This window comes from Synechococcus sp. HK01-R, assembly GCF_014217855.1.
GTDB lineage: Bacteria > Cyanobacteriota > Cyanobacteriia > PCC-6307 > Cyanobiaceae > Synechococcus_C.
The window spans coordinates 1,318,780-1,345,005 of record NZ_CP059059.1 but is presented as its reverse complement, the minus strand read 5'-3'; the positions used below and the strand labels follow the sequence as shown (position 1 = coordinate 1,345,005).

The following is a 26,226-nucleotide window of genomic DNA, read 5'->3' as shown; positions in this document are numbered from 1 at the left end:
AGGGCATTGTTCTCGGCGGCAAAGAAGAACCAGCAGGCACGGGATGCCGCGGCCCATCGCAGATCAAGACCGAAGCCACGGGTGAGCCCTGCTGAGCGTGCAGCGCTGTGTGAACAACGCGAGATCGAACGGCGGAGAGCGCCGGAAGCTGTGGCAATGGCGGCGGCTGATTGGCCGAGCGTCCCAAAGCGGAAGCGGAACTCTGGGCCGGTGTTCCCCGAGGTGCTGCCCGGCAGTGCATTTGTGAAACGCGACGGGGAAGTGCGGCAGTGGCTACAGCTGGAGATCTCCTGGGTGCAGCGCAGCAATGCGATCTACTGGGCGGTGGTTCCCAACTGCTTCTATCCCTGGTGCAAGACCAGTGCCGACAAAGCCGAAGCGATTGCAGCGCAGAAGTGGACAGCCAGGCTGAACACCAGCAGAAACTCCGCATTGCCGGTGGATCGCCAGCCGGTTGTGCTTGATGGGTGGTCGCTGGATGCAAGCGAGGCCGAGGAGGACGCACGGCGTGCGATCAGCACACTGCCGCCGCATGTTGCGGGGCTGCCGATCCATGTCCCTGGTTTCCCGCGGGCAAGGGCGGTCATTGCGCGAGCAGCGTTGAACGCACTGCCGGGGGCTCAGCAGCACCCACCACCGGAGTTGGCGGAGCATGTCGCCTACACGCGACTCCTGGCACGGCGTCAGCGTGAGCGTGCAGCCGGCTCAGCGCCAGAGACCTGCATTCAGCCTGCGCCGCCGCAATCCGTTGAGCTACCTGCAACGCCTGAGCCATGGCCTGCACCCGTCAAGGTGCTTGATCGAGAGCCTCACCCCTTCCTGACCATGGCGGCCAGCGAGATCCTGAAGGCGTTTGAGGAACTGCAGGCCACTGGGCCCAGCGCCGGCTAGGGCTTGTGTTCTGATGACATTTGCCCGCCGCGGCCTGACCGCCAGGCAACGGTCATGGTGGATGCTGTGCGACGCACCGCCGGTGGTGGCCAACACGCGGCTGCTGTGCAGACATTGCGCGAAGCGCTGGAACAGCTGCTGTTGAAGGACATGCCCGTTGCAGCTTGATCCTTCTGGGGGGTCTAACGCTGCTCAAGCCGCCTCAACCGTGAGCTTTACCGATTCCCGCAGTGCTCGCCGCAGTGCCCTCTCCCCGCTCAGCCGAGCTTTGCTCGCAGCGCAGTCTTGATGCGGTCGCTGTGCTGATAGATGTCCAGCACCTTCTCAAGCTGCACGAACTTGGGCTCGGCTTCATCGAAGATTTCCAGCCTCTTGGTGGGGCCGTTGAAGTGCATCCGCAGGATTGACTTCCAGTTGTTCCCATCCAGCAGGATGTTGCAGTAGTTCTTGGTGTCCTTCTCGCTGAGACGGGCGGGGTCGATCTCACTGGCGCAGATTGCTCTCACCACATAGAGACCCTCGCGCTCTTCCTCCGTGAAGTCAGTGCCTTCGGAGCTTTCGGCCTCCACGAAAGCATCTGCAGGGGCGTCCGCCGAGGCCGCTTCTCTCTCAGCTTCCATGGCTGAGCTGAGGCGGTCGTTGATGCGGTCGTTGATGACCGCCTTGATCGCGTCGATCACCACAGGCTTGAACTTCTCAACCAGCTGCCCCGACACCCTCTCTGCCGTGTGAACACGGCGGGCCATCTCACGCACCAGCCAGTCGCTCGGATCGGCCAGCTCGGTTCTGATCTCTTCCTTCACCCCACGCAAATACTTCAGGCGTTCTGCAGTGGACAGCAGCGTGTCCAGATCAAACATCGACTTGGAGAGCTGCTTGATCTGCTCCAGCGGTGCCGCCTTCAGGTCGGCCAGGTCAATCTCTGTAAACGGCTTCTCGTCCATCAGGTTCTGACGGTCGAGATCGGAGAAGAACAGAAACTGCCTGCCGTTGCTCAGGATGCCGATGCGAGCGTGCGTGGCTTGGAAGTAGCGGGACAGCTGACCCTTCTCTGCACTCTTGAGGTCAGTCCGATAAGGCTTGGCCTCAATCAGGATCTTGGGCACACCGTTTTCCAGCACCGCATAGTCCACTCGCTCGCCCTGCTTGATGCCCGGCAGGTCAGCGCTGAACTCGGGCTTCACCTCAGTGGGATTGAAGATGTCGTAGCCCAACGCCTGGATGAAGGGGGCGATCAGGGCCATCTTGGTCGCCTCCTCATTGGTGAGGCTGTCGCCGGTCTGCTCGGCCCTGGCGGCCAGGTTCTGCAGCTGGTCGATTAGGTCCATTAGGGCAATAAGGGCGCTTATGCCACCACTACACCACGGGCTGGGAATTAGCGGGTCTTGCGGCGAAAGATTCAGGCAGTCCTGTCCGGCTTCAACTACCCTGCTCCACCGGCTCCAAGCCCTGCTCGCGCAGCAGCTCCAGCACCTCAGCCTCCTCGGTGGCGTCCTCGCTGGTGATCACTGTCACCACACCCGGCTTGCTGCCATCGGCTGCTGGCCCTGGGGCGCCGGACTCCAGACCACCGGCCACGGCCACCTGCAGCCCAGTGGCAGTGTCCTTGGCGGCGATGGGATCCACCATGCCGGAGTTGAGCGCATACCGGCGAGCAGCAGGGGCCAGCGGCTGCCAGTCCAATTCGCCATCACCAATAGCCATGCCGACCCGGCCTCCGGCGGTGTCAACCTGAATCTTCAGGCCGATCCGCTTGAACTGCTGATTGATCGACTTGCGTTGCTCGAAGGTGTCTTCACCCTTGTCGAATGTTTTGAACAGCTTGGAAACATGTTCCTGAATCTCAGCGGCTGCCTCCGCCGCTGGCGGCCTGCGGCTGAGCAGCTCCACCTGGATCTCGGCATCGGCCAGCTGTTGCTTGGCGGCTTCCAGCTGCATCTCCAAGGCGCTCTGCCGCTTGACCAACACCTTGAGTTCCGAGGGGTCGTCGGCCTCCTCCAGGGCCCGTTCACCAGCGGCGTGGCGCAGGCTCACTCGGTCCAGATCTCCCCTTCTCGATTCCATGGCGTCGATTGCCGCAGCCAGCTCCCGCTGCTGAGCCCCGGTGGCATCAAGGCCAAGCAGCTCCTGGAGCACGCCGACCGAGAGGCGGGTCAGAACATGCGCCTGCAGCGGGTCAAACCTCTGCAGCGGCGCCGAGCAGATCCCCCGCTCCTTCCCGGCGCAGCGCAGGTAGTTGTAGATCTCACCTTTCCTGCCACGGCTGTGGAAGTGCTTGAGGGCTGAACCGCATTCGCTGCAAGTGGTCAGCTCCTGGCCAATCCAGCGACAGGCACCGCCGCGTGAATGACCAGGGTTGGCGCGATCGGAGATCTGCTGCAGCAGAAGTCGATGCTCGGGTTCGCTGAGCAGCGCCGGATAGTAATTCGGTTGCTCTGACTCGAACTCGCGCTGAGGCCGAGGGGGCAGCTCTGATTCAGCCTTGCCTTGCCGCTTGAGTCGCGCGCACTCCTCTTTCCAGTTGCGGAGCCGAGAGTTGTGGCCGGGTTTGGCGACCAGCCGTGCGCCGTGAATTGCCGGTTGCTTGAGCACCTGTAGGACGTGATTGGCTGCCCAGGGCTGGGGCTCTGCATCGGGGTTGGTGCGCCGTTTCTTGGCGGTGCCGGGATTGATGACGCCTCGAGCGTTCATCGTTTTGGCGATAATCGGGGCACCATCACCGGCTTGGGACATCGCGATCACTTCGCGGATGACGCCGGCGTAACCGTTCAGCGCCCATTGACCATTGACCAGGGAGATCCAGCTGGGGGCGGTGCCGGGGTTGGCGGGCTTGCCGTCGCGGATGGAAGCACGGATCCGCCCGCGGTGATCGGTGATGCGACTGCTGAGCTTCTCGCTGAATTCATGGGCCTGCTGGAGATAGAGGAGCAGCTCCTGAAGCTCGAAGCCGTTGGCCTTGATTGATTCCCTGCTGAAGTCACGGCCCTTGCTGACCACCGAGATGGTGACGCCAGCATTGATCAGCTGGTCGATCAGGACCGGCAGGAACGCCAGGGTGAACTGACGGCTGAGGCGGTCGATGTCTTCCACACCGAGGGCGACTGGCTGCGTGCCGAAGTGGCCGCGCTTCAGGTCGGCGAGGAACCTGCCAAGGTCGCCATCCAGGTTGGCGCCGCTGAAGCCGGAGACGCCTTCGTCGGAGTAGGTCTCGGGGTGGAGATCCCAGCCACGAGCTTCGGCGTAGGCGGCCATGGCATCGGACTGACGGGCCAGTCCTGACCCTGAGACCTGCTCACCGGAAGAGACGCGGCGGAGAGGGACGAGGAGCAACTGCTAGCCAAATCAGCTTTGGACAGTCTACGCTCAATGCGTGCTCTGGATCGAACCAAGCAGGTTGGTCTCCCTCAGATGGTAGCCCAGGCGCTGCCAAGCGCTGCTACGACCGCTCACTCCGATCAACACCAATGTCTCACCACCCTCTCAAACAGGCCGCGACTTAGCGCCGCAGGTCACGGGTGCGACGCCGAGCCTGCTGCTCGCTTGTCCACGTGGCCCAGCGACGCCACTCCACCTCGCTGGCGGGCTGAACCGCTGCCACCAGGGCGTTATCGGTCCAATAGTCAGGGGAGTCCAGGGTTCCCAGATGGATCGGACAGGAGGGTCCAGCCTTCACAGCAACGGCTACAGATTGTCTTAAGACTGGCTCACGGCGAGACCGACCTGCAAGCCCTACTCCACGCTTTCTCCTTCCACGGAAATCTCGAAATCGATGCCGAATCGATGGGCCGTCGCCCGAAAGCGCCGAGCCAACTCGATAAAGAGCTTCTTCACAAGCGCCTCATCGAAGTCATAGATCTCGAGGTTGGCGGTCTTGGCAACGGCCTGCAAATCCTCGATCAGCTTCTCCACCCGCGGCGCAAACACCTTGCCGAACCGGGCCCGCCGCTCGGCGGAACTGTTGAAATCAGGCGTCTCCGCCATCGCGATTAGAAGGGAATCCGGGCAGTTTGGCCCATTCCCCTCGCAGCACCCCTGCAGCTCTCGAAGTGCCCCTGCCGATCGTCTACCACCCCCGGTACTCGGCCCCTCTGCCCAGCAGCCATCGCTTCCCGATGGCCAAATTCCGTCTGCTCCATGCTCTGCTGCTGCAGCGACGCTGGATCCGACCAGAACAGGTGCACACGCCGCTGAGCATCTGCCGGAGGGACATCGAGCGCGTCCACGGGCGCCATTACCACCAGGCCTTCAGTCGCCATCAGCTCGACCGCAGCGCCCTGCGGCGCATCGGTCTGCCCGCAAGCCGGGAGCTGGTGCAACGCACCTGGCTTGCCGTCGGGGGCACCTTGCTCACGGCAAGGCTGGCCCTGCGCCACGGCATCGCCTGCCATCTGGCGGGTGGCACCCATCACGCCCACCCCGGCTACGGAAGCGGCTTCTGCATCTTCAATGACTGCGCCGTCGCCGCTGCTGCTCTTCTGGCGGATGGCGTGGTGCGGCAGCTGATGGTGATCGATCTTGATGTGCACCAGGGGGATGGCACCGCCGCCTGCTTTGCCGCTGATCCACGCGTGTTCACCCTTTCAGCACACGCCCAAAGCAACTTCCCCCTGCGGAAGGGTGAAAGCGATCTCGACATTCCCCTGCCGGATGGCACCGATGACGAGCTCTATCAACAGGCCATCGGAGACCGCCTGCCAGAACAGCTTGATGCCATCCGACCCGACCTTGTGCTCTACAACGCCGGCGTCGACCCCCACCGGGACGACCGCCTGGGCAGGCTGGCTCTGACGGATCAGGGTCTCCTGCAACGAGACAGGCTGGTTCTGGATGCCTGCCTGCGACGCTCGATTCCCGTCGCCACAGTGATTGGCGGCGGCTATGACTCCCTTGAACCGCTCGTGGAGCGGCATGCGCTGATCGTGCGAGCCGCCCTGGAGCAAGCGAGGCTCTATGCCATCTGAGCCGAACGCTTCACTTCCGACGGCAGTAGCCGCCGCCCACATTCATCCAGCCGGAGGGGCAAGGCTTGCCATTGGTTGGCTTCACCGTGTAGGTCACCAGACCCAAGGTGCTGCACTTGCCGTTGAACGTATCGACGTAGCCCATGGGGCACAGATCGGCGATTTTGGGCACCACACGCTGGGCATGCGCCCGGAAGGGAAGCCAGGCAATGGCCGCACCGAACAAGGCAAGCGTCAGGACAGTCCGGCGCATCAGAGCTGACGGCGGGTTCTGAGCGCAAGACTAGGTCTGATCCTCCGTGCGTCACCGCGATGGCCGCCACCCTGCTCAGCCCAGATGCATGCGCAGCACTCAGCCATCAGCTGCCTCTTTGGGCGATCGTCGATGGAAAGCTGACCCGCCAATGGACCTTCGCCAATTTCAGTGAGGCCTGGGGCTTCATGAGCCGGGTCGCCCTCCTAGCGGAGGCCATGAACCATCACCCCAACTGGAGCAACGTCTACGCAACGGTGACCATTCAGCTGCACACCCACGACCTCGGGGGACTCTCCAGTCTCGACCGAGCCCTGGCCGAAGCGATCGATCGCATCACTCCTGCCTGAGGCCTGCCAGCATGGTGGGCTGGACTTCGTCGGCTTCCCCCGCAGCGACCATGACAGCCACCCCAACCAGCACAGCGATTCAGGCCGGTGGCGTGCCGGTGACGATCCTCACCGGCTTTCTGGGGGCTGGAAAAACCACCCTGCTCAACCACATCCTCAGCAATCAAGACGGCGTCAAGACCGCCGTCCTCGTGAACGAATTCGGCGAGATCGGCATTGATAACGATCTGGTGGTGAGCACCGGCGAAGACATGGTGGAGCTCAGCAACGGCTGCATCTGCTGCTCGATCAATGGCGAACTGCTGGAGGCGGTGGATCGGATCCTGGAACGCCCTGACCCGGTGGACTATCTGGTCGTCGAAACCACTGGCCTGGCCGACCCTCTGCCCGTGGCCATGACCTTTCTGGGTAGCGAGCTGCGCGACCAAACCCGACTGGATTCGATCATCACCCTGATTGACGCTGAGAACTTCGGCCCCGAGGTTCTCGACACCGAGGTGGGGCGCTCCCAGGTGATCTACGGCGACATTCTTCTGCTGAACAAGACCGATCTCGTGGAGGAGGAGCGTCTGCAGGCGCTCGAGACAAGCCTCAAGGAGGTGAAGAAAGACGCCCGGATCCTGCGCTCGGTCAAAGGTGAGGTTCCACTGCCGCTGCTGCTGAGCGTGGGGCTGTTCGAATCAGACCGCGTGGTCAGCGCCTCCAGCGACCCGAGCCTCGATCACAGCGACTGCGATCACGACCATGGCCATTGCAGTCATGACCATGAGCATGACCACAGCCATGGGCATAACCACAGCCATGGGCATGACCACGGGCATCACGATCACCACGGTCATGATCACCACGGTCAGGGCAACGCCGATCATCTAGCGATCGAGGGTTACACCTCCCTCTCCTTCAGCAGCGATGGCCCCTTCGCCCTGCGCAAGTTCCAGAACTTCCTCGACAATCAACTGCCGGCGTCGGTGTTCCGCGCCAAGGGGATTCTCTGGTTCAACGAAAGCGATCGCCGCCACGTCTTCCACCTGGCTGGCAAACGCTTCTCCATCGATGACAGCGACTGGCCCGGCGAGCGCAAGAACCAGCTGGTCCTGATCGGTCGCGATCTCGATCACGCCCTGCTGCGCAAACAGCTGCAGGCCTGCGTGGCCAAGGATGCCGGTCAGGGCTTCGGCTGAACACCGCAGCAGGGCTGTAATCCGCAGCAGGGCTGTAAACCGCAGCAGGGCTGTAATCCGCAGCAGGGCTGTAAACCGCAGCAGGGCTGTAAACCGCAGCATTGGTCACAGGCGGAATCCCGCGAAGGTGATTAGGGTGGCGTTCGACCGGGAGAGGGAATGGTTGAACTTCTCACTGCAGGCACCCTGCTCATCGTTCTAGGTGTTGCCTTCTGGCTTCTGGTCGATTCCGACGATGACAACAGTGGAGGCGGCCTGATGGAGCCCGCCCTGGTTCCGATTCCGGTTCGTCAGCAGCGCCGCTGAGCCCTGTGAACCCCAACTCAACTCCCCGCCTTGGCGGGGATTTTTTTTGCCCGCCGCCAGCGGCGGCTATTGAGTATCATTCGCAACCAGTTGCCATTCGCAAATGCGGATCAGTCTCAACAAAGCCCGGATGGGTCGCCTCTCAGCCTTTGCCTTGCTGCTGCTCAGCTCAGGGCTCCTGGCCTCCTGCGGCAACCGAAGCGAACAGGAAATCGGCGTGTACTCCGGTCGCCACTACAACACCGACCAGGCGCTCTACGACCGCTTCACCACTGAAACCGGCATCAAGGTGAAATTGCTGGAAGCGAAGGACGACGCCCTGATTCAGCGGCTTCGCTCCGAGGGATCGGAATCGCCGGCAGACGTGCTGATCCTTGCCGATGCAGCCCGCCTGGATCGTGCGGCCGACCTGAACCTGTTCCAAGCCGTGGATTCGGACAAGCTCAAAGCGGCGATCCCGGCCGATCTGAGGGATCCAGCGAACCGCTGGTTTGGCCTCACCCGCCGCCTGCGTGCCCCAATGATCAACCCGGCGGCTCTGCAGCCCTCCGAGGTCGACAGCTACGAGAAACTGGCCCAGCCCGCCCTCAAGGGCCGCCTCTGCCTGCGCAATCGCCGCAGCGTCTACAACCAGTCTTTGGTGGCCTTTGTGCTCGATCGCCAAGGAGATGCAGCCACAGCCGCCTGGATCCGCGGCATGGTGGCCAATCTGGCGCAGCCGGTCTTCAGCAGTGACACCCCCATGATAAGGGCCGTGGCCCAGGGGCGTTGCGGTGTCGCCCTGGCCAACAGCTACTACCTGGGCCGACTGCAGGCAGGCGACTCAGGGGAGACCGATCGCAGCCTCTCCACCAAGGTCAAGGTGGTCTGGCCCGACCCGGTTCACGTCAACATCACCGGGGCCGGCGTCACCCGCGGCAGTCGCCAGCCAGCGGCAGCCCGTCGCTTCCTTGAATTTCTTGCCTCCCATCAGGCCCAGGGGGGCTACGCAGCCGCCAACCATGAATATCCGATCAAAGGCTTCGGCGATGACCCAGTGCTGAAGGCCTGGGGTCCGTTCCGGCAAGCTGATGTTTCCGCCGCCCGTCTCGGTGAACTCAATGGCAAGGCGCTCGAACTGATGACGGCCAACGGCTGGCAATGAGCAGCTCAAGGCTGACCGCAACCCAAGGGAGGCCTTGGCGGCCTGGTCGGCGTCTGCTGAGCGCAGGCGCCCTGCTGCTCGCCCTGCTGGCGCTGTGGCCTGTGGCCGGGCTGCTGCGCGAGGGCCTGCAGGGGCTGACCAACGGTTCCGCCCGCCTGGGAGCTGACGGGGGCCTGCAATTGAGGGGAACCACCCTGCTGCTCCTGGGCACAGCGCTCCTGGGAGGGCTGCTGGGGACAGCCAATGGCTGGCTCCTGGCGAACTGCCGTTTTCCGGGTCGACGACTGTTACGGATCGCCCAGCTCCTCCCCCTGGCCAGCCCCTCCTATCTGCTTGCCGCCACCCTGATCGACCTGGGAAGCCGCCAGGGCCTCCGCATCCATGGACTGGGATGGGGGGTTCTTGTGATGGCCCTCAGCACCTACCCCTACGTTTTTCTGCTCAGCACCGAGAGCTTCACGATCTGCGGGCGTCGCCAACTGGAGGCCTGCCGCTGCCTGGGGGTCGGCCCCTGGAACAGCTTCCGACGGATCGCCCTTCCCATGGCCCTCCCAGCCATCGGTGCCGGGATTGCCCTGATGGGCATGGAGGTGGTGAACGAACTTGGCGCCGTGCAGCTGCTCGGCATCCCCAGCCTCTCGGCCGGAATCCTCCAGGCCTGGCAAGCGGAGGGAAATCCCACCGGTGCCGTGGGTCTTGCCCTGATCACCCTGGCGATCGTGATGGTGTTGCTGGTGGGTGAACGGCGGTTGCGACGACGCAGTCGTCGCTGGTCGGATGGGGTGGCCGGTGGTGAATCACCCTCCTGGCCCCTGCAGGGTCAGCGCGCCTTTGCAGCCCAGGCCCTGGCCCTGGTCCCCCCGCTGCTCAGCCTGGGAATCCCGCTGTTCTGGGCTGCTGTCAACGTTGATCAGCTGAAGTCAGGGCTCAGTGCTGAACTGTTGCTGCTGGCTGGACGCAGCCTCGGCCTTGCCCTCGCGGCAGCTGGGCTAGCCCTCACGGCAGCCCTGGTGCTGGCCATCGCCAAACGCTGGAGCAGCGCTCCATGGCTGCGCAGCCTGACCTTTCTCGCTGGCATGGGCTATGCCGTTCCCGGAGCTGTGCTCGCCCTCGCCCTGCTGCTCCTAGGCGGTCCCTGGCGTCTCGCTCCTCTGCTCTTGTTGCTCTGGGGCTACTGCGACCGCTTTCTGGCCGTCGCCAAAGGCGGGCTGGACGCTGCCCTGGAGCGCCTCTCCCCCAGCCTTGATGAAGCGGCCACAGGCCTGGGCTGCCGCTGGCCAGATGTGCTCCAGCGGGTGCATCTCCCCCTGCTGCGTGGCCCCATGGCGGTCGGAGCACTTCTGGTGTTCGTCGACACGGTGAAGGAGCTGCCCCTCACTTTCGCCCTGCGCCCCTTCGATTTCGACACCCTGTCTGTGCGGGTGTTTCAGTACGCCAGCGATGAGCGGTTGGCCGCCGCCCTCTGGCCAGCTCTGATGATCCTGCTTCTGGGTCTTGTTGCCTCCCTGGCCTTGATCCCAGGCCTGGAACGGCAGCAGCGGGATCAAGCACCCAGCAGAGGTTGACCGTCGAGGCGCTGCACCACCACCACCCCTGGACGGGGAGGGCGCCCCGGCGCCTGCGAAGGCCAATTGGAACCCAAAGGCACCCGGCGAAGCTGCTCGATCGTGACGCCATCTCGGTCTTGAAGACGGTGGGCCTGATACTCCTCAGCACCGGCCAGACGGCGCCCGTTCACCTCACCGGGGTGCTGCACCGCCAGAAACAGGGCACGCTCCTGCCGATCGAGGCAGAGTCCGGTGAGCTCAGATTCCATCGGACCGATCGCAAAGCAAGCCGCTGACTCCCCATCCCCCAAACGGGGGATGAACCAGCAGCTGTTATTGCCGAATTGATCACTGGCGGCGGACTTCGTGGAGCGGTCCGTCACGATCCAAAGGTTGCCCCCGCGATCAATCGCCAGGTTGTCGGGATTGGTGAAACCAAGTCCACCGGCCCAGGGCTCCCCTCCGGTCACGGCCATGCGCCAACGGAACCGGGAGGATTCATCACTCAGGCGCATGACCCAGCCATGGCCCCAACTGGCCTCACCCCTGGGACCGCTGAAGATCGCCGGGTCGGCACCGCCGCTACTGCCAGGAGCACCAGAGGTGAACGCCACCAGCAGATCCCCTGTGATCGGATCGATCTCCGTATCTTCCGGACGGGCCGTGGGGGTTCCACCGATGGCCGAGGCAGCCAGATGCGCATCAATCAAAATCGCGCCCTGCAAGGCCTCCCCATCGCCGCGATAGAGGTCCGCCAGAGTAGGGAACCGCCGGGCATAGGCAGCCACCGCCGCATCGTCACGGAACAGCTCGGCACCGGCGCGAGCACGGTCGGAATGGGGCAGTTCCACTGGACAGCTGAGGCCAGCCGCCTGAAACCGCCCTGGCGCAAACGGCTGCACCGGTGTCTGCGGCAGCAAGGGCAACCATTCGCCGGTGCCATCAGCAGCAAAACGGGCCACCTGGAGCTCCCCCGCCTCCAGCAGGCGGGAGTTAGCGGGATCCTCCGGGCGCGTCACGCGACTCTCACTCACGAAGCGGTAAAGGTGGCCACCCCTGCGGTCACAGCCGGAATAGACCACCAGTGGCTCACCGGCCGTGGCCCGCATCGCCACCGCCTCATGGCGGAAGCGACCCAGGGCCGTGTGCTTTCGCACAGTCGAGCCGGGATCCGACGGATCGAGCTCCACCATCCAGCCGTACTTGTTGCCAGCCAGCCCGTAGGGATTGCCAAGGCCTGCCAGGGCGCCGGCCCGGCAGACCAGGGGCATGGCCCCGGGTTCCGAGGCGCTGCCATCGGCGTACACAGCCTCCGGCACCTGCGACTGGAAGTTCTCCTCTGCACTCAGCACTGTGCCCCAAGGGGTGGTGCCACCGGCGCAGTTGGCGAAGGTACCGATCACCGCCACCCCTAGACCATCGTCGTAACCCAGACGCTGGGGCGCTGCGAACACCGCCGTGGCCGGCCCTGTGGCCTGCAGGCGCTGGGCGGGATCTTGCCAGCCGGCCAGCCCATCCACCCGCCGTTCCCGGCGGTCAACGCTCCGTCGCCAGATCCCCTGACCATCGCGCTGCAGGTGGATCACCCCCACACCCAGATCCGCCATCGCCTGATCGGTCACCGCGCGGATCAGGCCCAGCAGAGGGTCATCGGCGGGGAGGCGGCTGGCATCGATCAGACCATCACGAGCTGCCAGGGCCGACACCAGTGCCTGCCAGGGCAGGGGCTGATCCACCACCTCTGCAAAGCCATCGACCCAGGGAAGCGGGCTGATGTATTCGAAGTTCACGACCAGAAGCGCCTCGTTCTCCCCACGCGGCACAAAGCCCAGGTAGTCGTTGTTGAAGCCAAAGCGACCCTGCGCCAGGGGATCCCCCCAGGCGGCGAGCAGATCGCTGCGAAACCCCTCCGGCACCACCAGACGATCCTCGACCGCCAGCTGCCGGTAATGCTGCTGCTGCTGAGGCGCCGCCAGACCATCGCTGCTCACCGGCAGGGGCGTCGGCACAGGCTGAAACGGCCAGGTCCCGGCCTGCACTGTTTTGGTTTTGCCCAGAGTTTTCGCCAGAGGTTTCGGCACACCAACGCTTTGGGCTTCGGTGCGACTGGCCAACAGTCCGGCCCCAGCGAGGCCGAGCAGGCTGAGCACAGAGCGACGGCGCATGGGGAGAGAAGCGAATCAGAAGGAGGGAACAGGCGGCAGGGCCACAGCGCTGCAAGCTGCAGTACGCCGTGGCGCCAGCACCGCAACCCAGCTTCGCTGAGCAGGATTGAAGTTGTCGTCGCTCACCAGCACAAGAGCCCGACGACCATCCGCCAGCCGCGGCCCCCAGGTCATGCCCTCCCAGTTGTCCGGCGGCAGACCTGAGGCCAGAAGATCCCAGCCCGCCAAAGGGCGAAGCGGTGGTGCAGCCGGTCCGGCCGGCCAAGGCAACCACTGCAGCTGAGCCGTCCAGGCAGAGGGCGGAACATAGCTGCGCAGCAAGGCCAGGAGGCCACGCGGCTGTTTCAGAGTGAGCAGTTCGGTGAGCCCCTGAGAGCGCAAGCTGGCGCTTCCGGCAGGACCGATCGACAACCGGCCGAGCTCCTGCATCTGCCCATCGGGTGCGCGGCGGGCAAGCCGCACAACGTCGACATCGTCCTGTGTCCTGTCCTGTCTCAGAGGAGCCTCAGCCCCCAGGAGCAAACCGCCATCAGGGTCGCTGCTGAGCGCCTCCGGCCCCTTGTTCGACTCCAGGCCCCGACCGGGGGCGAAGCGCCAGGCCACTGGCAGGGCTATCTCCTGCTGCAGACGACCATCAGCCATCGAGAAGCGCAGCAGCTGAGGAGGACGCTGGCCCTGCCAACGCTTGCTGCGCCTGCCCTCGCTCACGATCCAAGCCTGATCGCCCCGCAAGACAAGGCCCTCCCCATCGAAACGCCTGGGCAGGGGCTCACCGCCACCATCACGAAGGAGCAGACGCGTCCCCGGCTGCAGAGGTGTGCCGGAGCGGATCCAGCGGGCCACACCACCAAAGGGCACCAGATGTCCCTGGGGGGCATCACTGAGCAGCCAGAAACGATCGGCTTCCGGCTGGTAGGCAATCGCTGAGAACCCACCGAGGGGCAAGCCATCATCTGCAGCACGCGGCAACTCCTGCCTGCGGATCAATTCCCAGCCGGCCTCGGGCGGACAGGGCAGGATCAGGGAAAGCGGCACGGGATGCGTGGCCCATCATCACCACCATGATCACGGCTCGGGTGGCCGTCGCGATGCCTTCAGGCTCACAGTGCTCCTCAATGGCGGGCTGAGCGGTCTGCAGATCGTGGTGGGGATCGCCTTCGGATCCATCGCGCTGATCGGCGATGCCCTCCACAACCTCGGCGATGTGGCCGGCTTGCTGCTGGGCTGGGGGGCTGAGCACCTGAGCCGACGCCCACCCACCGAACGGTTCAGCTACGGATTCGGACGGTCCACCCAACTGGCGGCAGTCAGCAATGCGGTGTTGATCCTGATGGCGTCAGCGGTGGTGTGCGTGGAAGCCATTCAGCGCTTCGGCCGACCAGAACCGCTGGTGGCAGGCCCGGTGGCCTGGGCAGCCTCAGCCGGACTGGTGGTGAATCTCGTTTCAGCGCGGCTGTTTGGCCATCACCATCAGCATGACCTCAACCGTCGTGCCGCCGTCCTGCACCTGCTCAGTGATGCGGCGGTCTCGGCGGCCGTGCTGTTGAGCGCCCTGCTAGCGGGAGCCACGGGCTGGACCTGGCTGGATCCGCTCACCGGCCTTGGGGTCGGGCTGAGTGTGGCCTGGCTGGGGGTGCGGCTGCTGCGGGATTCGCTGGCCGAAAGCCTGGATGCGGTTCCGAACCGCATCGATGCCGATGCCGTGCGCGAAACGCTGCGAAGCCTCGGCGCCGTGGAAGCACTCCATCACCTGCACATCTGGTCGATGGGAGGCTCCCGGGTGGCCCTCACCGTTCATCTGGTCCGTCCGGCGGATCACGCCTGGAACGACGACTGCCTACTCCAGGAGGCCAACCATGCCTTGGCCGACCTCGGAATCGACCATTGCACGATCCAGATCGAAAGCCCGGCAAGTCCCTGTGCGAGAGAAGGCTGTTAATGCGTTAGAAGGCTGTTGATGCATAAGAAGGCTGTTGATGAAAAAGCTCTGAACGCAACAACTGCGCCTCAGATGCTCTCCATATCGCGGCCCTTGGGCTCGATCCGGTAAATCCAGGTGACCACAGCACCGAGCAGGGAGGTCACCACCAACACCATCAGCAGCTTGTCCGTGCCCCACACCTGAAGCAGAGTGGGAAAAAAGAACGCCGTCAACACGGCACCAACCTTGCCGCTGGCCGCAGCGAAACCAGCCCCAAGGCCACGAATCTTGGTGGGGAACACCTCGCCTGCCAACAGATAGGTGGTGGCATTGGGGCCGAAGTTGGTCATGAACTGGAACAACAGGAACCCTGCGACCACCAGCGGCAGGTTGATGGTGGAGCCGCTGCCGCCAAGGCCCGCAATGAAGAGCCCAGCCGCACAACCGACAAACCCCGTCACCTGAAGCGGGATACGCCCCCAGCGATCGGCCAGCAGGATCGCCACAGCGATGCCTACCAGGAATCCCACATCGATCAATGCCGTGCCACGGGCACCGATCATGTCGTTGTGGATCAGGGCCGAAACAGTGTGCTCATGGCTCTGGGCCCCAAAAGCCGTGGCGATGATCACCGGCGTGAAGATGCCGATCCCGTAAGTGGAGAGATCCTGCAGGAACCAGGGCACCGAGGTGAGGATCGTCGAACGCAGATATTTGCCCCGAAACAACTTGGTCCAGTCATGGCTGCGCTGCTGGGCGTCGATCTCCTCAAGGCGGTCCACACCGGCAAGGGTGAGGTTTTGACGATTCAGCAGTTTGCGCAGCTGCTTCTCCGCCTTCTCCGGCAGACCACGGCTGACCAGCCAATGACTGCTCTCAGGCAGAAACAGACGCCCCCAAATCACGGCAGCCACGGGCACCACTGGCACCAGGAAGAACACCCGCCAGGCATCCAGGGCATTGGGCGATGACGCCATCGAGCCGAGCACAGTCGATGCGATCGCCGTCCCGAGCACGGCACCGATGGCCTGGAAGCTGAAAGCGCCGAGCACCAGCCGGCCCCTGATCGAGGCCGGGATGCTCTCCGAAATCACCAGATGAGCCGTGGGATAGTCAGCCCCAAGCGACAGCCCGATCACAAACAAACTGGCGATCAACACGCCCTTCGAGGGCGCCGCTGAAGCCACCAGGAGCGCGATGAGCAGCAGCACCATCTCACCGATGAAAACGGGTTGGCGCCCAAGCCGATCAGCCAGCCCCCCCAGGAGCAGCGCACCCAGGAGGATTCCGGCCAGGGTGGCCGCCGTCACCAGACCCTTGTCGAAATCGGTAAGGCTGAACTCCCTGGTGATCAGGGGTAATCCCACCCCCTGCATGAACACGATCATCCCCTCGAAAAACTTGCCCGCCGTGGCCAGGGACCAGACCAGCCACTGCATGGAGGAGAGCGGTGGGCCAGCCAGCGGCGACCCGTCATCCCAAACGGGAACATCCTCGATGTAAGCCTGAACGGAATGCTTGTGTTTCACGAGAAGCGCAACACCACCAAGGCATGCTGCTCAGCGATCGCCAACCCGAAGCAAACCCCTGCTTAAGGGTCGGCGCTCATCGAGCACAACCGCTCCTGCCGCCAGTGCGTCGGCAAGGGTGACGATCAATCGATAGGACAGCGCCACAGCAAGCAGCGGCGCCTCCGGCACGATGGCCCCCAGGCGCAGAATCAGCACGGCCTCAAACACCCCGAGGCCCCCCGGGGCAGCGGGTACCACCAGCCCCACGGTCCAAGCCAGCGCGAAGCCCGCCAGCCAGACCCCGATCGGATGTCCATCCGCCAGCGCAAAGGCCTTCACGCAGCACCAGAAACCACCGAAACGGCAGAGCACGAACAGCAGCTCCATGGCCATCGGCCCCCAGGGATACCCACGACGGCCACTGCCCAGGACACCAGGGTCTGCACCCCCGAGCTCCGGAGCGGCCCGCTGCAGCTGCTTCCACTTCGCCCGCTCCAGACGCTGCAGCAGTGGTTCCCGCCAACGGGGCAGCAAGAGCAGGGCCGGCAGGGGTGTCAGCAGGGCGAGCCCCCCCTGCCAGCCACCGAAGGGCACCCACAGCAGGGCAGCCACGGCCATCAGCATCGGTTCCAACAGCACCGACACCAGGGCTCGGTTGGTGCCGAGCTTGGGCTGAAGCGCCCGCAGACGATCGAGGAAATGAAAAATGCCGCCAGGCAAGTACTTGAGCAGATTGCTGCGGAGGTAGAGAGGCACCAGGGCAAGGTCGCCGGGCCTGTGGCCAAGCCAGTCGATCAAGGTGCGCCACGCCAAGCCATTGACCACCAAGCTCAGCCAACTCAGGCCCAGCCCCAACACCAGCCACCACCAACCGCGGCCACGAAGACTGAGCTCCCTGAGGCCTTGGATATGACCCGCAAGCGCCCAAACAATGAAGGCCAGGCTTGCCAGGGTGACCCAGAGCCGCAGACCTCCGGGCAGCCCCCGCTTGACCTGAAACACCCGCTTGGCCTGGTCGAGCCAACGTTTCACCATTGCCAGTCCTCCTCGGGCTCAAAGCAGTCCGCCGCTGACAAAACCACCTGCCGAACGGCATCAAGGGTCTGACCCGACTGAAGACTGAGCCGTCTGAGTTCGTCATGCTCCACCTTGATGGTGCAATCACCACCAGGCCGCCGCACCTGCTTGACCCGCACGGCTCCCCAGGGGGAGGGGCAATGACCAGACCGGCGGGCGAGCACCCAGCGTCCCTGAGGACGCTCCCTCAATCCCAGAGTTGGGCTGTCGCTGAGCCACAACCGTCGCAACAACGGAGCCTGGGAGGGATGCACCAAGGCGGTGACGGCCATTCCCTGGCGACCCTTCTGCATCTGTACCGGAGTGGTGGTCACCTCCAGGGCGCCCGCCTGACGCAGTCGCTCAGCCAGCACCGCCAGGTCTTCTGGGGTCTGATCATCCAACCAGGCCTCCTGTTGAATCAGGTCCTGCCAGTGGGCCTCCGGTGCGGCGGCCGACTGGGTGGAGCAGCGAATCAGGCGCAACAGGTTTGGACGGTCAAGACGGCGCTGGCCCAGCCCCACCCCCACCGCCTCCACGGTGAACGCGCGAGGCTCCTGAAAGGCATCAGCCAGCACCGCCATCAACGCCAGGCCAGTGGGGGTGGTGAGCTCTCCTTCAGGGCACTCCTCACCGCCCCGGAGCGGTAGGTGATGGCAACGGGCCAACTCCAACACCGCCGGCACCGGTACCGGCAAACGCCCATGGGCGGTGGCCACCGAACCACGGCCGGCCGGCGGCGGCTTACAGAGCAGGCGCTCCGGAGCCAGATGCAACAGAGCGGCACAGACCCCCACCACATCCACAAGGCTGTCGATCGCTCCCACCTCGTGGAAGTGCACCTGGTCTTCGCTCACGCCGTGAACTTTGGCCTCGGCCGCGGCCAGGGCCGCAAACACCGCCAGCACCCGATCTCTAAGGGGCATCGCCAGAGCGGCTCCCTCGATCAACTGGCGCAGATCCCCCCAGCGGCGATGGGGCTGCGGTTCAGAGGTGAGGTCCACCGCTAGGCGCAGACCTCGCAAACCACCGCTTCTGGCCTCTTCAACCCGGAGCTCAAAGGCATCGGTCAGACCGAGCACGGCCAAGGGTTCCATCACCACAGCCCTGGGGACGCCCAGATCCAGGCAAGCCGCCAGGAGCATGTCCCCCGCCAGACCCGTGGGGCAGTCGACCAGAAGCTCAGCCATCGCTTAGGCCATCGCCACTGATCTCATCCGTGGCCTGGAAGCTGACGGGTCCTGCGAGCAGCTGATCGCGCAGCTGCTCGAGCTGAGGTTGCTCTCGCCTCAGCTGCTGATCCACCTCCCGTCGAGCGCGGCGTTGTTCCCGTTGCGCTGTGTCGACATCGTGGCCAGACAGCCCCCAGAGCCGTCCGAGCAAGGCCCGATCATCGGCTCCACCGCGGGCCTTGCCGTAGAGCAGGGTCTCCGCCGCGATTCCAGCCTGCAGGACGCGACTCCAACGCCGCAGATCCTCCAAGGGCATACGCACCGACTCAGGCAAGGCGAATTCCGTGGCTCCATTGCTCCGGAGCCCGGCTTGCAGACAGGCGCGTGTCCCCACCAGCACCCGAAGCACGGGCAAGGCCTCCGCCTGCGCCACCAGCAAATGGCCCGCCTCGTGGCTGGCGATTCGGCGCAACCGAGCCCGACCACCTGGAAGGGATTCCGCCAGCAGATGGCCGCCCAGCCCTTGCCACTGATAGGCATCAAGGGTGAGCCCCAGCAGACCAGCACCAAGACCGAGGGCGATCCAGGCGGGGGAAAGCCCGAGCAGCGGACCAAAGACAGCCAGACCGGTGGCCCCGGCCACGGCCACTCCGGCACTGCTGGCGGAAACGGGCGATGACGCCATCAGGCGCGGGCCGGTGGGCGGCTCCGTCCTCCACCCTTCCGAGCCGCTCCGCCCCGTCCTTTGCCACCTCTGGTCGGCATTGGGGCGATCACCTCATGGGACTCCACATGCAGATCCTGCCCCTGACGGCGCACCTGCAGGCTGACGAAGTGACGCAGCACATCCAGAGGGATCTCCCCCTTGAGCTGGAGTTTGAAGGGAAGGGGGCGACTGCCGTCAGCACGCGGCTGCTGACGCACTTTCACCACCAAATCTCCCGTCTCCGGTTTGGTGAAGATCAATTCACCGCGAATTGAAAAGTAATCATCTCCCTCCGGAAGTTGATCAGCTGCAGCGGAGTCTTGAAGAGCTTCCTGGTCGGAATCGCCCGATTGGAGGGTGCTGGGTTCCCAGATCCCAGCAATCTGAAGGTGCAGATGACCCGCTTCTCGGGACCGGGGATACACCACCCAGAGGTGAGGCACCTCCATGGCCAGATGACGGCGCATCAGCGTCAGCATCCGACCGAGCACGACGGCTTCAAGCTCCTGGCCCTGGTCATCCACCAGCAGGCCCCGGGTGAACTGATCGTCATCCTCCGGCCGATAAGTGGCGCGGACGAGACCGATGGCCCGGTATTGGAGCGGTTCGGTGACCGGGGGGATCGGATGGTCGCGCATCAGAAAAAAGGGCATCCATAAGCCCATCACAACTGTAGCCAGCACAGGAGAAGCCCCCCAGACTGAAACCGCTTTCATCCACCCAGCCAAGCGACGTGGTAGCCCGGCAACACAGTCGACAACGATGGTTTCCATGGGCATGGTGTGTCGGGCTGGTTCTGATGGCTGGCTGCGGCTGGATGCTCACCCCGATGCTGCAACCGCCCCCGTTGCACTCCGCCACCAGAGCCCAGATCGACCGTGAGGTCGAAGAGCTACTGATCCGCCGGCGCAAGGGCAGCCTTGATGGCATTGAGGAGCGAAGACTTCTTGAACGCTTGATCGCCCTCGGCCGACATCGCGAAGCGATCAGCCTGGTGCGTCAGCAGCTGGAAAAGCAACCGAAACACTGGCGCTGGCGACTGCTCTACAGCCAGCTGCTGCTGCGGGCAGGCCAGCGGCAAGCGGCCGACCAGCAGCTGAACTTGCTGCTACGGCTTCAGCCCAACGAGCCTGACGTGCTCCAGATGAAAGCGCTGACAGACCTCAACCAGGGCAAAGGCAACGAGGCCATCGAGCTGATCAAGGTCCGAGTGCAAACCCTCCCGAAACAGCAGCGGGTGCCCCTCGGATTGCTGTTGGCTGATCTCCAGCGCCAGACCGGTTCGCTCACGGATGCATCAGACACCTACCTGACCCTGGCCCAGGACGCCCCAGACGATGCGCGTCCTCTCCTGGCCCTGGCGCTGCTGAGACAAGACCAGGGAAAATCCGCCGAAGCGCAGGAGCTGCTTCATCAGGCAAGCAAGCGTCAGACAGCTCACGAATCGAGCCAACGACCGCTTCATGGGTTGGCCACGCGCTGGGCCTTGGAGTCAGCTCGCAGCACCACCCCAGCGCGCATCGCCATGCCGGTGACGATCAAGGGTGCGTCCATCAAGGACGCATCGAAGGACCAGCAGCAGGATTCTCCGTTGCATACCCCTTGAGTGCGGCATCGATCGCATCGGCCGGATCAGTCGCGTCGTTCATGGAGGTGGCCTGCCGCAGGCGATTCATCAGATCCATGGGATTGGTTGCATCCAGAGGAGATCCGCCATCGCGGTTGCCGGGAACCGTGTTGTAGATCTCCTTTTCCTGCTGGGTCTGATATCCACCGAGAGGACTCTGCGCCTGGGCTGCCCCCCCCTGCAACACAGCTGGTGTGAAGGCAACCACCGCAACGGCGGTTTGCAGAGCCTGCAGCACTCGCAACATCGTTGACCTGCGACGGTGCAGGAATGCTAAGGGTCTCCAACCGCGTCGGAATGCCCATGCAGATCGCCAGCTGGAATGTGAATTCGGTGCGCACCCGCCTGGAGCATGTGCTGCACTGGCTGGATCAGGCCCAGCCCGATCTGCTCTGCCTTCAGGAAACCAAGGTCGATGACCCTCAGTTTCCCCTGGAGGCCTTCACAGCCAAGGGCTACCACGTGGAGATCCATGGCCAGAAGGCCTACAACGGCGTGGCCCTGGTGAGCCGCACCGGGCTTGACGATGTGCGCTGTGGTTTCAGCGCCGAACTGAAGGAAGACGAGGAGGCTCTGGAACTGGGGGAGCAGAAGCGGGTGATCAGCGGAATGCTCGATGGTGTGCGCGTGGTGAACCTCTACGTGCCCAACGGCTCGGGGTTGAAGTCAGAGAAATACCCCTACAAACTTCGCTGGCTGGCTTGCCTGCAGCGCTATCTGGCGGCCATTCAGGCGCGAGAGGAACCACTTTGCGTCGTTGGGGACTTCAACATCGCCCTCGAAGCGCGGGACATCCACGATCCGGATCGGCTCACCGGCGGGATCATGGCGAGTGAGCCGGAACGGACAGCCTTACGGAGCGCATTAGGCGACAACCTCCAGGATGTGTTCCGCGTCTTCGAACCAGAGGCCGGCCACTGGAGCTGGTGGGACTACCGGAGCGGCGCCTGGGATCGCGACAGCGGCTGGCGAATTGATCACATTTATCTCAGCCCGGAGCTGCTCGCCCTCGCCAGAGGCTGCGGCATTCACAAGCAGGAGCGCGGTCGTGAGCAACCCAGCGACCATGCACCCGTCATGGTGGATCTTTGCTGGCCTCCGGAGGACGATGAGGAGGACGACAACGGCTGGAATGGCTAGTAGGCGATCAGCTCCACCCCCTCCCCCTGGGCAGGGGCTGAAAGCGTGACGCGCCGGCGAGCCGACTCCGCGCAGCTGCTGGGAGTCGGGAAGATTTTGCCTGGATTGGCCAGGCCACTGGGATCGAAGGCAAGCCGCAGTCGACGCATCGTGGCCAGATCCTCCGGAGAGAACATCCAATCGAGGTAACAGCGCTTGTCAGCACCAACCCCGTGCTCGCCGGTGATGCTGCCGCCCACCGCAAGACAGGCCTCCAAAATCGCTGCCCCCAGCGCCTTGACTTTGGCATCCACGCCGGGTTCATCCCGCCGATAGAGGATGAGGGGATGGAGATTGCCATCTCCGGCGTGAAAGACGTTGGCAACGGGCAGCCCATGCTCCTTGCTGAGCCCCTCAATCGCTGCCAGCACGCTCGGCAGGCTGCTTCGCGGCACGACACCGTCCTGCACGTAATAGGTGGGCGAAATCTGACCCACGGCCGCAAAAGCCGACTTCCGCCCCTTCCAGAGCTGGGCCCGATCGGCAGCATCATCGGCACGTCGCACCCCCCGGGCCCCTGCCTCCCGGCAGAGGGCATCGGACTGTTCAGCAGCCACTGCCACCTCCTCAGCCTGACCATCCAGCTCGATCAACAACACCGCCGCTGCATCACGGGGGTATTCGTCATGCCCGAACAGGTCATTGACGGCGTTGATCATGAAGTTGTCCATGATCTCCATCCCCGCTGGCAGCACCCCAGCGGCCGTGACCCGTCGCACCGCCTCGCCCGCTGACTCCATGGTGGGGAAATCGGCCAGAAGCACCGAGACGGTCTCCGGAGCCCTCAATAAGCGCAGGGTGATCGCCGTGGCGATGCCCAAGGTGCCCTCACTGCCAATAAAGGCACCACGCAGATCCAGTTCAGCGGCATCACTCAATCCACGACCCAACCGTGTGACCGTGCCATCGGAAAGCACCACCTCGAGTGCGAGGACGTGATTGCTCGTCACGCCGTACTTCAGGCAGTGCACCCCACCAGAGTTCTCAGCAACATTGCCGCCAATGCTGCAAACCACCTGACTGGAAGGATCCGGGGCGTAATAAAAACCATCCCCAGCCACGGCGCGGGTGACCCAGCTGTTGATCACTCCCGGCTCCACCGTGATCGTCTGATTCGGCAGATCCACCGCAAGGATCCGACGCATACGGCTGGTGACCACCAGCAGGGCCTCCCTCTCAACGAGCGCACCACCCGAGAGCCCGGTCCCACTGCCGCGGGCCACGAAAGGGATCCGGTGCTGATGGCAGCAACGCAGGATCGAAGCGACCTGTTCTCTGGTCCTGGGAAGCACCGCCAGGGGAGGAGCCTGACGATCGATCGTGAGTCCGTCACAGTCGTAAGCCAGCAGCTCCTGACGACGACGAACCAGGGCATCCGGTGGCAGCAGACGGCTGAGATCACTGTCTAGAGCTGCCCAGTCGTGTGACAAGGGATCCACCGATTTCGCAGCCAACCTAGGCATGGATGGCCCCTGCACGCCTTCCCTCGAGTCACAGATCAGACGCATCTGACCGTTTTGGGTCAGGATGGTCCACGGTTTGCATCAGTCCGTTGGCTCCCGTCCCCGTGACAGCTCCCACCTTGAACACCTCCCGCTCCCAGGCCATCTTCAGTGCCGCTCAGGCTCTGATGCCTGGTGGCGTGAGCTCTCCGGTGCGCGCCTTCAAGTCGGTGGGCGGCCAGCCGATCGTGTTCGACCGGGTGAAGGGCTCCTACGCCTGGGATGTGGATGGCAATAAATACATCGATTACATCGGCAGCTGGGGACCGGCCATCTGCGGCCATGCCCATCCCGAAGTGATCAGCGCCCTGCAGGAAGCCATCGAGAAGGGCACCAGCTTCGGCGCTCCCTGCGCCCTGGAGAACACCCTCGCCGAGATGGTGATCGAGGCAGTGCCCAGCGTCGAGATGGTGCGCTTCGTGAACAGCGGCACCGAGGCTTGCATGGCGGTGCTGCGTCTGATCCGCGCCTTCACAGGTCGCGACAAGGTGATCAAGTTCGAGGGCTGCTACCACGGCCACGCGGACATGTTCCTGGTCAAGGCCGGTTCAGGTGTGGCCACCCTTGGCCTGCCCGACTCACCGGGGGTGCCCCGCAGCACCACGGCCAACACGCTCACCGCCCCTTACAACGACCTGGAGGCCGTCAAGCAGCTTTTCGCTGAAAACCCCGATGCCATCGCCGGAGTGATCCTGGAGCCGATCGTCGGCAACGCTGGCTTCATCACCCCAGAACCCGGGTTCCTGGAAGGGCTCCGGGAGATCACCAAGGAACACGGCGCTCTTCTCGTCTTTGACGAAGTGATGACCGGCTTCCGCATCAGCTACGGCGGCGCCCAAGCCCACTTCGGTGTCACGCCCGATCTCACCACCATGGGCAAGGTGATTGGTGGCGGTCTGCCCGTTGGTGCCTACGGCGGACGCCGCGAGATCATGGAGATGGTGGCTCCCGCGGGGCCGATGTATCAGGCCGGCACCCTGAGCGGCAATCCCCTGGCGATGACGGCCGGGATTAAGACCCTGGAGCTGCTGAAGCAACCCGGCAGCTACGAGAAGCTCACCGCCAGCACCGAACGCCTGATCCAGGGCATCCTCGAGGCGGGCCGTGAAGCTGGACTACCGATCACTGGCGGCAGTGTCAGCGCCATGTTTGGCTTCTTCCTCTGTGAGGGTCCGGTTCGCAATTTCGAAGAAGCCAAGGCCGCTGATACCGAGCGCTTTGGCCGCCTGCATCGCGCCATGCTCGAGCGCGGGATCTACCTCGCACCGAGCGCCTTCGAGGCGGGCTTCACCTCTCTGGCCCATAGCGATGCCGACATCGATGCCACCCTCGCGGCCTTCCGCGAGAGTTTTGCTGAAATCGCCTGAGAGCTGAGATCCTGGCGCTGCCCATCGTCCCCCACTCATGCAGCGCCTTCTGACGCGCCTTCTGGCGACCTCTTCCATTGGGCTGCTCAACCTCTGCTGTCCAGCGCAGGCAGGTCCGATCCAGACGCTGCTTGGGCTTCCTGAATGGGTGGACTTCAGCGTCGACTACACAACAGAACCCATGGGGGGGCTGCTTGGGGGTGAGAACCCATCAGCCGCTACCTGGTTCCAACAGACGGTCGTGGGGCTCACGATCGGCAGTGGTCTGGGCAAAGACACAAGCAACTGGCGCGAAATCGACCACTGGCAGGTGAACCTGGAGCTCACCAACGCCGCCGGCGACCCTGACCTCGCCACTGAACTGGGCTCCTTCTTCAACCCTCAGACGGTCGTGAATCCGGTGGGCACCTGGATCACCCAGGCGAGTGTCAGCCGCAATCAAGGAGATGGCTGGTGGAGTGCCCAGGCGGGCCTGATGTCGATTGGCCCTCAGTTCCTGACGGCACCAGCCCTGGACAACTACACCAACGCCACCCTCAACAACACCCTGAACGTGGCGATCCCCGGGGTGCCAATCAACCCTTTCGTGGCTCCCGGGATCGCCGTGGCTGCCCACAGCAGCTCCCTGGGGGATCTGCGCTACGGCTACTACAACCTGGATTCTGAAACGGCCATTGCCGCCAGCCTCGGTGTGGATCCCGGGCAGCCTGATGTGCGCGGCAGCGTCCAGGTGCTCGAGTGGAGTCTCAATCCTCTGGCCCATCGGAAGGAGCTGTTGGCGCCGATCGAAGGCAAGGATGGCACCACGGTGGCCAGACAGCTGCCAGCACCGCTGCTGCAGCTGGGCGGAATGCTCTCCAACACCGCCTGGCCAGGAAGCGCAGGCACAGAGCTGGGTGAAGGGTTGAACCGGATCGTGTATGGAACGATCACCTGGCCCGTCACCCTGCCGATCGGGATCGATAACCGCCTCTGGCTGGCTGGCAATCTCGGCCTTGATCCCGCCAAGAACCCTGTGCCGAGCTTCGCCGCAGGGGGCTGGCTCTCTCAAGGTGTCCTGCCCAATCGTCCGGACGATGTGCTTGCACTGGGTATCACCCGCAACAGCTTCAGCCCAACACTCAACCCCGGACTGACCTACGAAGGCGTGATTGAACTCAATTACTCCATCAACATCTCTGAGGTGGTGCAGGTGCAACCACTGATGCAGTGGCTGATCAATCCCTCAGGCAGTGGCACTGTTCCCGGAAGCTGGATTGGGGGTGTGCAGGTCAATCTGAACCTGTGACCAAGTCACAGGTCGGCTTCATGGAAGCCAGCGGAGCGCACTGAGCGTGAGAGACAGACTGCAGAACTGCTCATGCAAAGATGAGGCCGTTGACGGAGA

The 26,226-nt window shown here is 64.0% G+C and carries 26 protein-coding genes; 12 read left to right on the top strand and 14 right to left on the bottom strand.

Features of this window, described 5'->3' with window-relative positions; genetic code table 11:
• Window positions 1-81 precede the first annotated feature (81 nt).
• Window positions 82-891 (top strand): hypothetical protein, encoded by an 810-nt coding sequence (locus H0O21_RS07055; protein ID WP_185189174.1) that lies wholly within the window; start codon window positions 82-84, stop codon window positions 889-891.
• 257 nt (window positions 892-1,148) lie between these two features.
• On the opposite strand, the gene H0O21_RS07050 is transcribed toward H0O21_RS07055, so the two are convergent.
• The 4 genes from H0O21_RS07050 to H0O21_RS07035 all read right to left on the bottom strand — a co-directional run bounded on the left by H0O21_RS07050 (window position 1,149) and on the right by H0O21_RS07035 (window position 4,872).
• Entirely contained in the window at window positions 1,149-2,219 is a 1,071-nt protein-coding gene (locus H0O21_RS07050) for a type I restriction endonuclease (RefSeq protein WP_185189173.1), read from the bottom strand.
• Window positions 2,220-2,310: 91 nt separating this feature from the next.
• Window positions 2,311-4,221, bottom strand: coding sequence for a recombinase family protein (locus H0O21_RS07045; protein ID WP_185189172.1), 1,911 nt, complete (start codon window positions 4,219-4,221; stop codon window positions 2,311-2,313).
• Window positions 4,222-4,387: 166 nt separating this feature from the next.
• Window positions 4,388-4,564, bottom strand: a complete 177-nt coding sequence (locus H0O21_RS07040; RefSeq protein WP_161567576.1) for a hypothetical protein — start codon at window positions 4,562-4,564, stop codon at window positions 4,388-4,390.
• A gap of 56 nt (window positions 4,565-4,620) precedes the next feature.
• Window positions 4,621-4,872, bottom strand: a complete 252-nt coding sequence (locus H0O21_RS07035) for a hypothetical protein (RefSeq protein WP_131454560.1) — start codon at window positions 4,870-4,872, stop codon at window positions 4,621-4,623.
• Between the two features lie 65 nt (window positions 4,873-4,937).
• On the opposite strand from H0O21_RS07035, the gene H0O21_RS07030 reads away from it, so the two are divergent.
• On the top strand, window positions 4,938-5,852 hold the full coding sequence (locus tag H0O21_RS07030) for a histone deacetylase (RefSeq protein ID WP_185190924.1): 915 nt from the start codon (window positions 4,938-4,940) through the stop codon (window positions 5,850-5,852).
• 10 nt (window positions 5,853-5,862) lie between these two features.
• Here H0O21_RS07030 and H0O21_RS07025 read toward each other — a convergent pair whose 3' ends face one another.
• On the bottom strand, window positions 5,863-6,105 hold the full coding sequence (locus tag H0O21_RS07025; RefSeq protein WP_185189171.1) for a hypothetical protein: 243 nt from the start codon (window positions 6,103-6,105) through the stop codon (window positions 5,863-5,865).
• Between the two features lie 59 nt (window positions 6,106-6,164).
• Here H0O21_RS07025 and H0O21_RS07020 point away from each other — a divergent pair, with 59 nt between their 5' ends.
• The 5 genes from H0O21_RS07020 (at window position 6,165) to H0O21_RS07000 (ending at window position 10,651) form a co-directional block, all read left to right on the top strand.
• Window positions 6,165-6,455, top strand: a complete 291-nt coding sequence (locus H0O21_RS07020; RefSeq protein ID WP_131454562.1) for a 4a-hydroxytetrahydrobiopterin dehydratase — start codon at window positions 6,165-6,167, stop codon at window positions 6,453-6,455.
• A gap of 50 nt (window positions 6,456-6,505) precedes the next feature.
• Window positions 6,506-7,636, top strand: coding sequence for a GTP-binding protein (locus tag H0O21_RS07015; RefSeq protein ID WP_185189170.1), 1,131 nt, complete (start codon window positions 6,506-6,508; stop codon window positions 7,634-7,636).
• A 159-nt stretch (window positions 7,637-7,795) separates the two neighbouring features.
• The gene (locus H0O21_RS07010) at window positions 7,796-7,942 is read left to right on the top strand and encodes a hypothetical protein (RefSeq protein WP_185189169.1); all 147 of its coding nucleotides are present in this window, start codon (window positions 7,796-7,798) and stop codon (window positions 7,940-7,942) included.
• Window positions 7,943-8,045: 103 nt separating this feature from the next.
• Window positions 8,046-9,086, top strand: a complete 1,041-nt coding sequence (locus H0O21_RS07005) for an extracellular solute-binding protein (protein WP_185189168.1) — start codon at window positions 8,046-8,048, stop codon at window positions 9,084-9,086.
• Window positions 9,083-10,651: an iron ABC transporter permease gene (locus H0O21_RS07000; protein ID WP_185189167.1), complete on the top strand. Its 1,569-nt coding sequence runs from the start codon at window positions 9,083-9,085 to the stop codon at window positions 10,649-10,651. Before H0O21_RS07005 ends, H0O21_RS07000 begins: the two co-directional genes overlap by 4 nt.
• Here the strand turns inward: H0O21_RS07000 and H0O21_RS06995 are convergent.
• Both H0O21_RS06995 and H0O21_RS06990 read right to left on the bottom strand, forming a co-directional pair.
• Complete coding sequence (locus H0O21_RS06995; protein ID WP_185189166.1) at window positions 10,630-12,798, bottom strand: PhoX family phosphatase; 2,169 nt, start codon at window positions 12,796-12,798, stop codon at window positions 10,630-10,632. The two genes, H0O21_RS07000 and H0O21_RS06995, sit on opposite strands and share 22 nt — an antisense overlap.
• 15 nt (window positions 12,799-12,813) lie before the next feature.
• Complete coding sequence (locus H0O21_RS06990) at window positions 12,814-13,833, bottom strand: esterase-like activity of phytase family protein (RefSeq protein WP_255440931.1); 1,020 nt, start codon at window positions 13,831-13,833, stop codon at window positions 12,814-12,816.
• Window positions 13,834-13,840: 7 nt separating this feature from the next.
• Here H0O21_RS06990 and H0O21_RS06985 point away from each other — a divergent pair, with 7 nt between their 5' ends.
• Window positions 13,841-14,737: a cation diffusion facilitator family transporter gene (locus tag H0O21_RS06985; protein WP_185189165.1), complete on the top strand. Its 897-nt coding sequence runs from the start codon at window positions 13,841-13,843 to the stop codon at window positions 14,735-14,737.
• Between the two features lie 68 nt (window positions 14,738-14,805).
• Here the strand turns inward: H0O21_RS06985 and H0O21_RS06980 are convergent, their stop codons facing one another.
• The 5 genes from H0O21_RS06980 to H0O21_RS06960 are packed head-to-tail and all read right to left on the bottom strand — an operon-like array spanning window position 14,806 to window position 19,802.
• Window positions 14,806-16,248 carry an MFS transporter gene (locus H0O21_RS06980; protein ID WP_185189164.1) on the bottom strand — a complete coding sequence of 481 codons (1,443 nt, stop codon included), beginning with the start codon at window positions 16,246-16,248 and terminating at the stop codon, window positions 14,806-14,808.
• Window positions 16,249-16,278: 30 nt separating this feature from the next.
• Window positions 16,279-17,265: a lysylphosphatidylglycerol synthase domain-containing protein gene (locus tag H0O21_RS06975; protein ID WP_185189163.1), complete on the bottom strand. Its 987-nt coding sequence runs from the start codon at window positions 17,263-17,265 to the stop codon at window positions 16,279-16,281.
• Window positions 17,259-18,476, bottom strand: coding sequence for a LarC family nickel insertion protein (locus H0O21_RS06970; RefSeq protein ID WP_185189162.1), 1,218 nt, complete (start codon window positions 18,474-18,476; stop codon window positions 17,259-17,261). Before H0O21_RS06970 ends, H0O21_RS06975 begins: the two co-directional genes overlap by 7 nt.
• The gene (locus H0O21_RS06965; protein ID WP_185189161.1) at window positions 18,469-19,143 is read right to left on the bottom strand and encodes a hypothetical protein; all 675 of its coding nucleotides are present in this window, start codon (window positions 19,141-19,143) and stop codon (window positions 18,469-18,471) included. The genes H0O21_RS06970 and H0O21_RS06965 overlap by 8 nt, the downstream gene beginning before the upstream one ends.
• A complete protein-coding gene (locus H0O21_RS06960) occupies window positions 19,143-19,802 on the bottom strand; it encodes a hypothetical protein (RefSeq protein WP_185190922.1) in 660 nt (219 codons plus the stop codon). The genes H0O21_RS06965 and H0O21_RS06960 overlap by 1 nt, the downstream gene beginning before the upstream one ends.
• A gap of 161 nt (window positions 19,803-19,963) precedes the next feature.
• Here H0O21_RS06960 and H0O21_RS06955 point away from each other — a divergent pair, with 161 nt between their 5' ends.
• The gene (locus H0O21_RS06955; RefSeq protein WP_185189160.1) at window positions 19,964-20,770 is read left to right on the top strand and encodes a lipopolysaccharide assembly protein LapB; all 807 of its coding nucleotides are present in this window, start codon (window positions 19,964-19,966) and stop codon (window positions 20,768-20,770) included.
• On the opposite strand, the gene H0O21_RS06950 is transcribed toward H0O21_RS06955, so the two are convergent.
• Window positions 20,718-21,038, bottom strand: a complete 321-nt coding sequence (locus tag H0O21_RS06950; protein WP_255440930.1) for a hypothetical protein — start codon at window positions 21,036-21,038, stop codon at window positions 20,718-20,720. The genes H0O21_RS06955 and H0O21_RS06950 overlap by 53 nt on opposite strands.
• A gap of 56 nt (window positions 21,039-21,094) precedes the next feature.
• On the opposite strand from H0O21_RS06950, the gene xth reads away from it, so the two are divergent.
• Entirely contained in the window at window positions 21,095-21,931 is an 837-nt protein-coding gene (gene xth / locus H0O21_RS06945) for an exodeoxyribonuclease III (RefSeq protein WP_185190920.1), read from the top strand.
• Here xth and H0O21_RS06940 read toward each other — a convergent pair.
• Complete coding sequence (locus tag H0O21_RS06940) at window positions 21,928-23,433, bottom strand: FAD-linked oxidase C-terminal domain-containing protein (protein WP_255440929.1); 1,506 nt, start codon at window positions 23,431-23,433, stop codon at window positions 21,928-21,930. The genes xth and H0O21_RS06940 overlap by 4 nt on opposite strands.
• Window positions 23,434-23,537: 104 nt before the next feature.
• Here H0O21_RS06940 and hemL point away from each other — a divergent pair, with 104 nt between their 5' ends.
• Both hemL and H0O21_RS06930 read left to right on the top strand, forming a co-directional pair.
• Entirely contained in the window at window positions 23,538-24,839 is a 1,302-nt protein-coding gene (gene hemL / locus H0O21_RS06935; RefSeq protein ID WP_131454575.1) for a glutamate-1-semialdehyde 2,1-aminomutase, read from the top strand.
• A 37-nt stretch (window positions 24,840-24,876) separates the two neighbouring features.
• Window positions 24,877-26,127 (top strand): carbohydrate porin, encoded by a 1,251-nt coding sequence (locus H0O21_RS06930; protein WP_185189159.1) that lies wholly within the window; start codon window positions 24,877-24,879, stop codon window positions 26,125-26,127.
• Window positions 26,128-26,226: the final 99 nt, after the last annotated feature.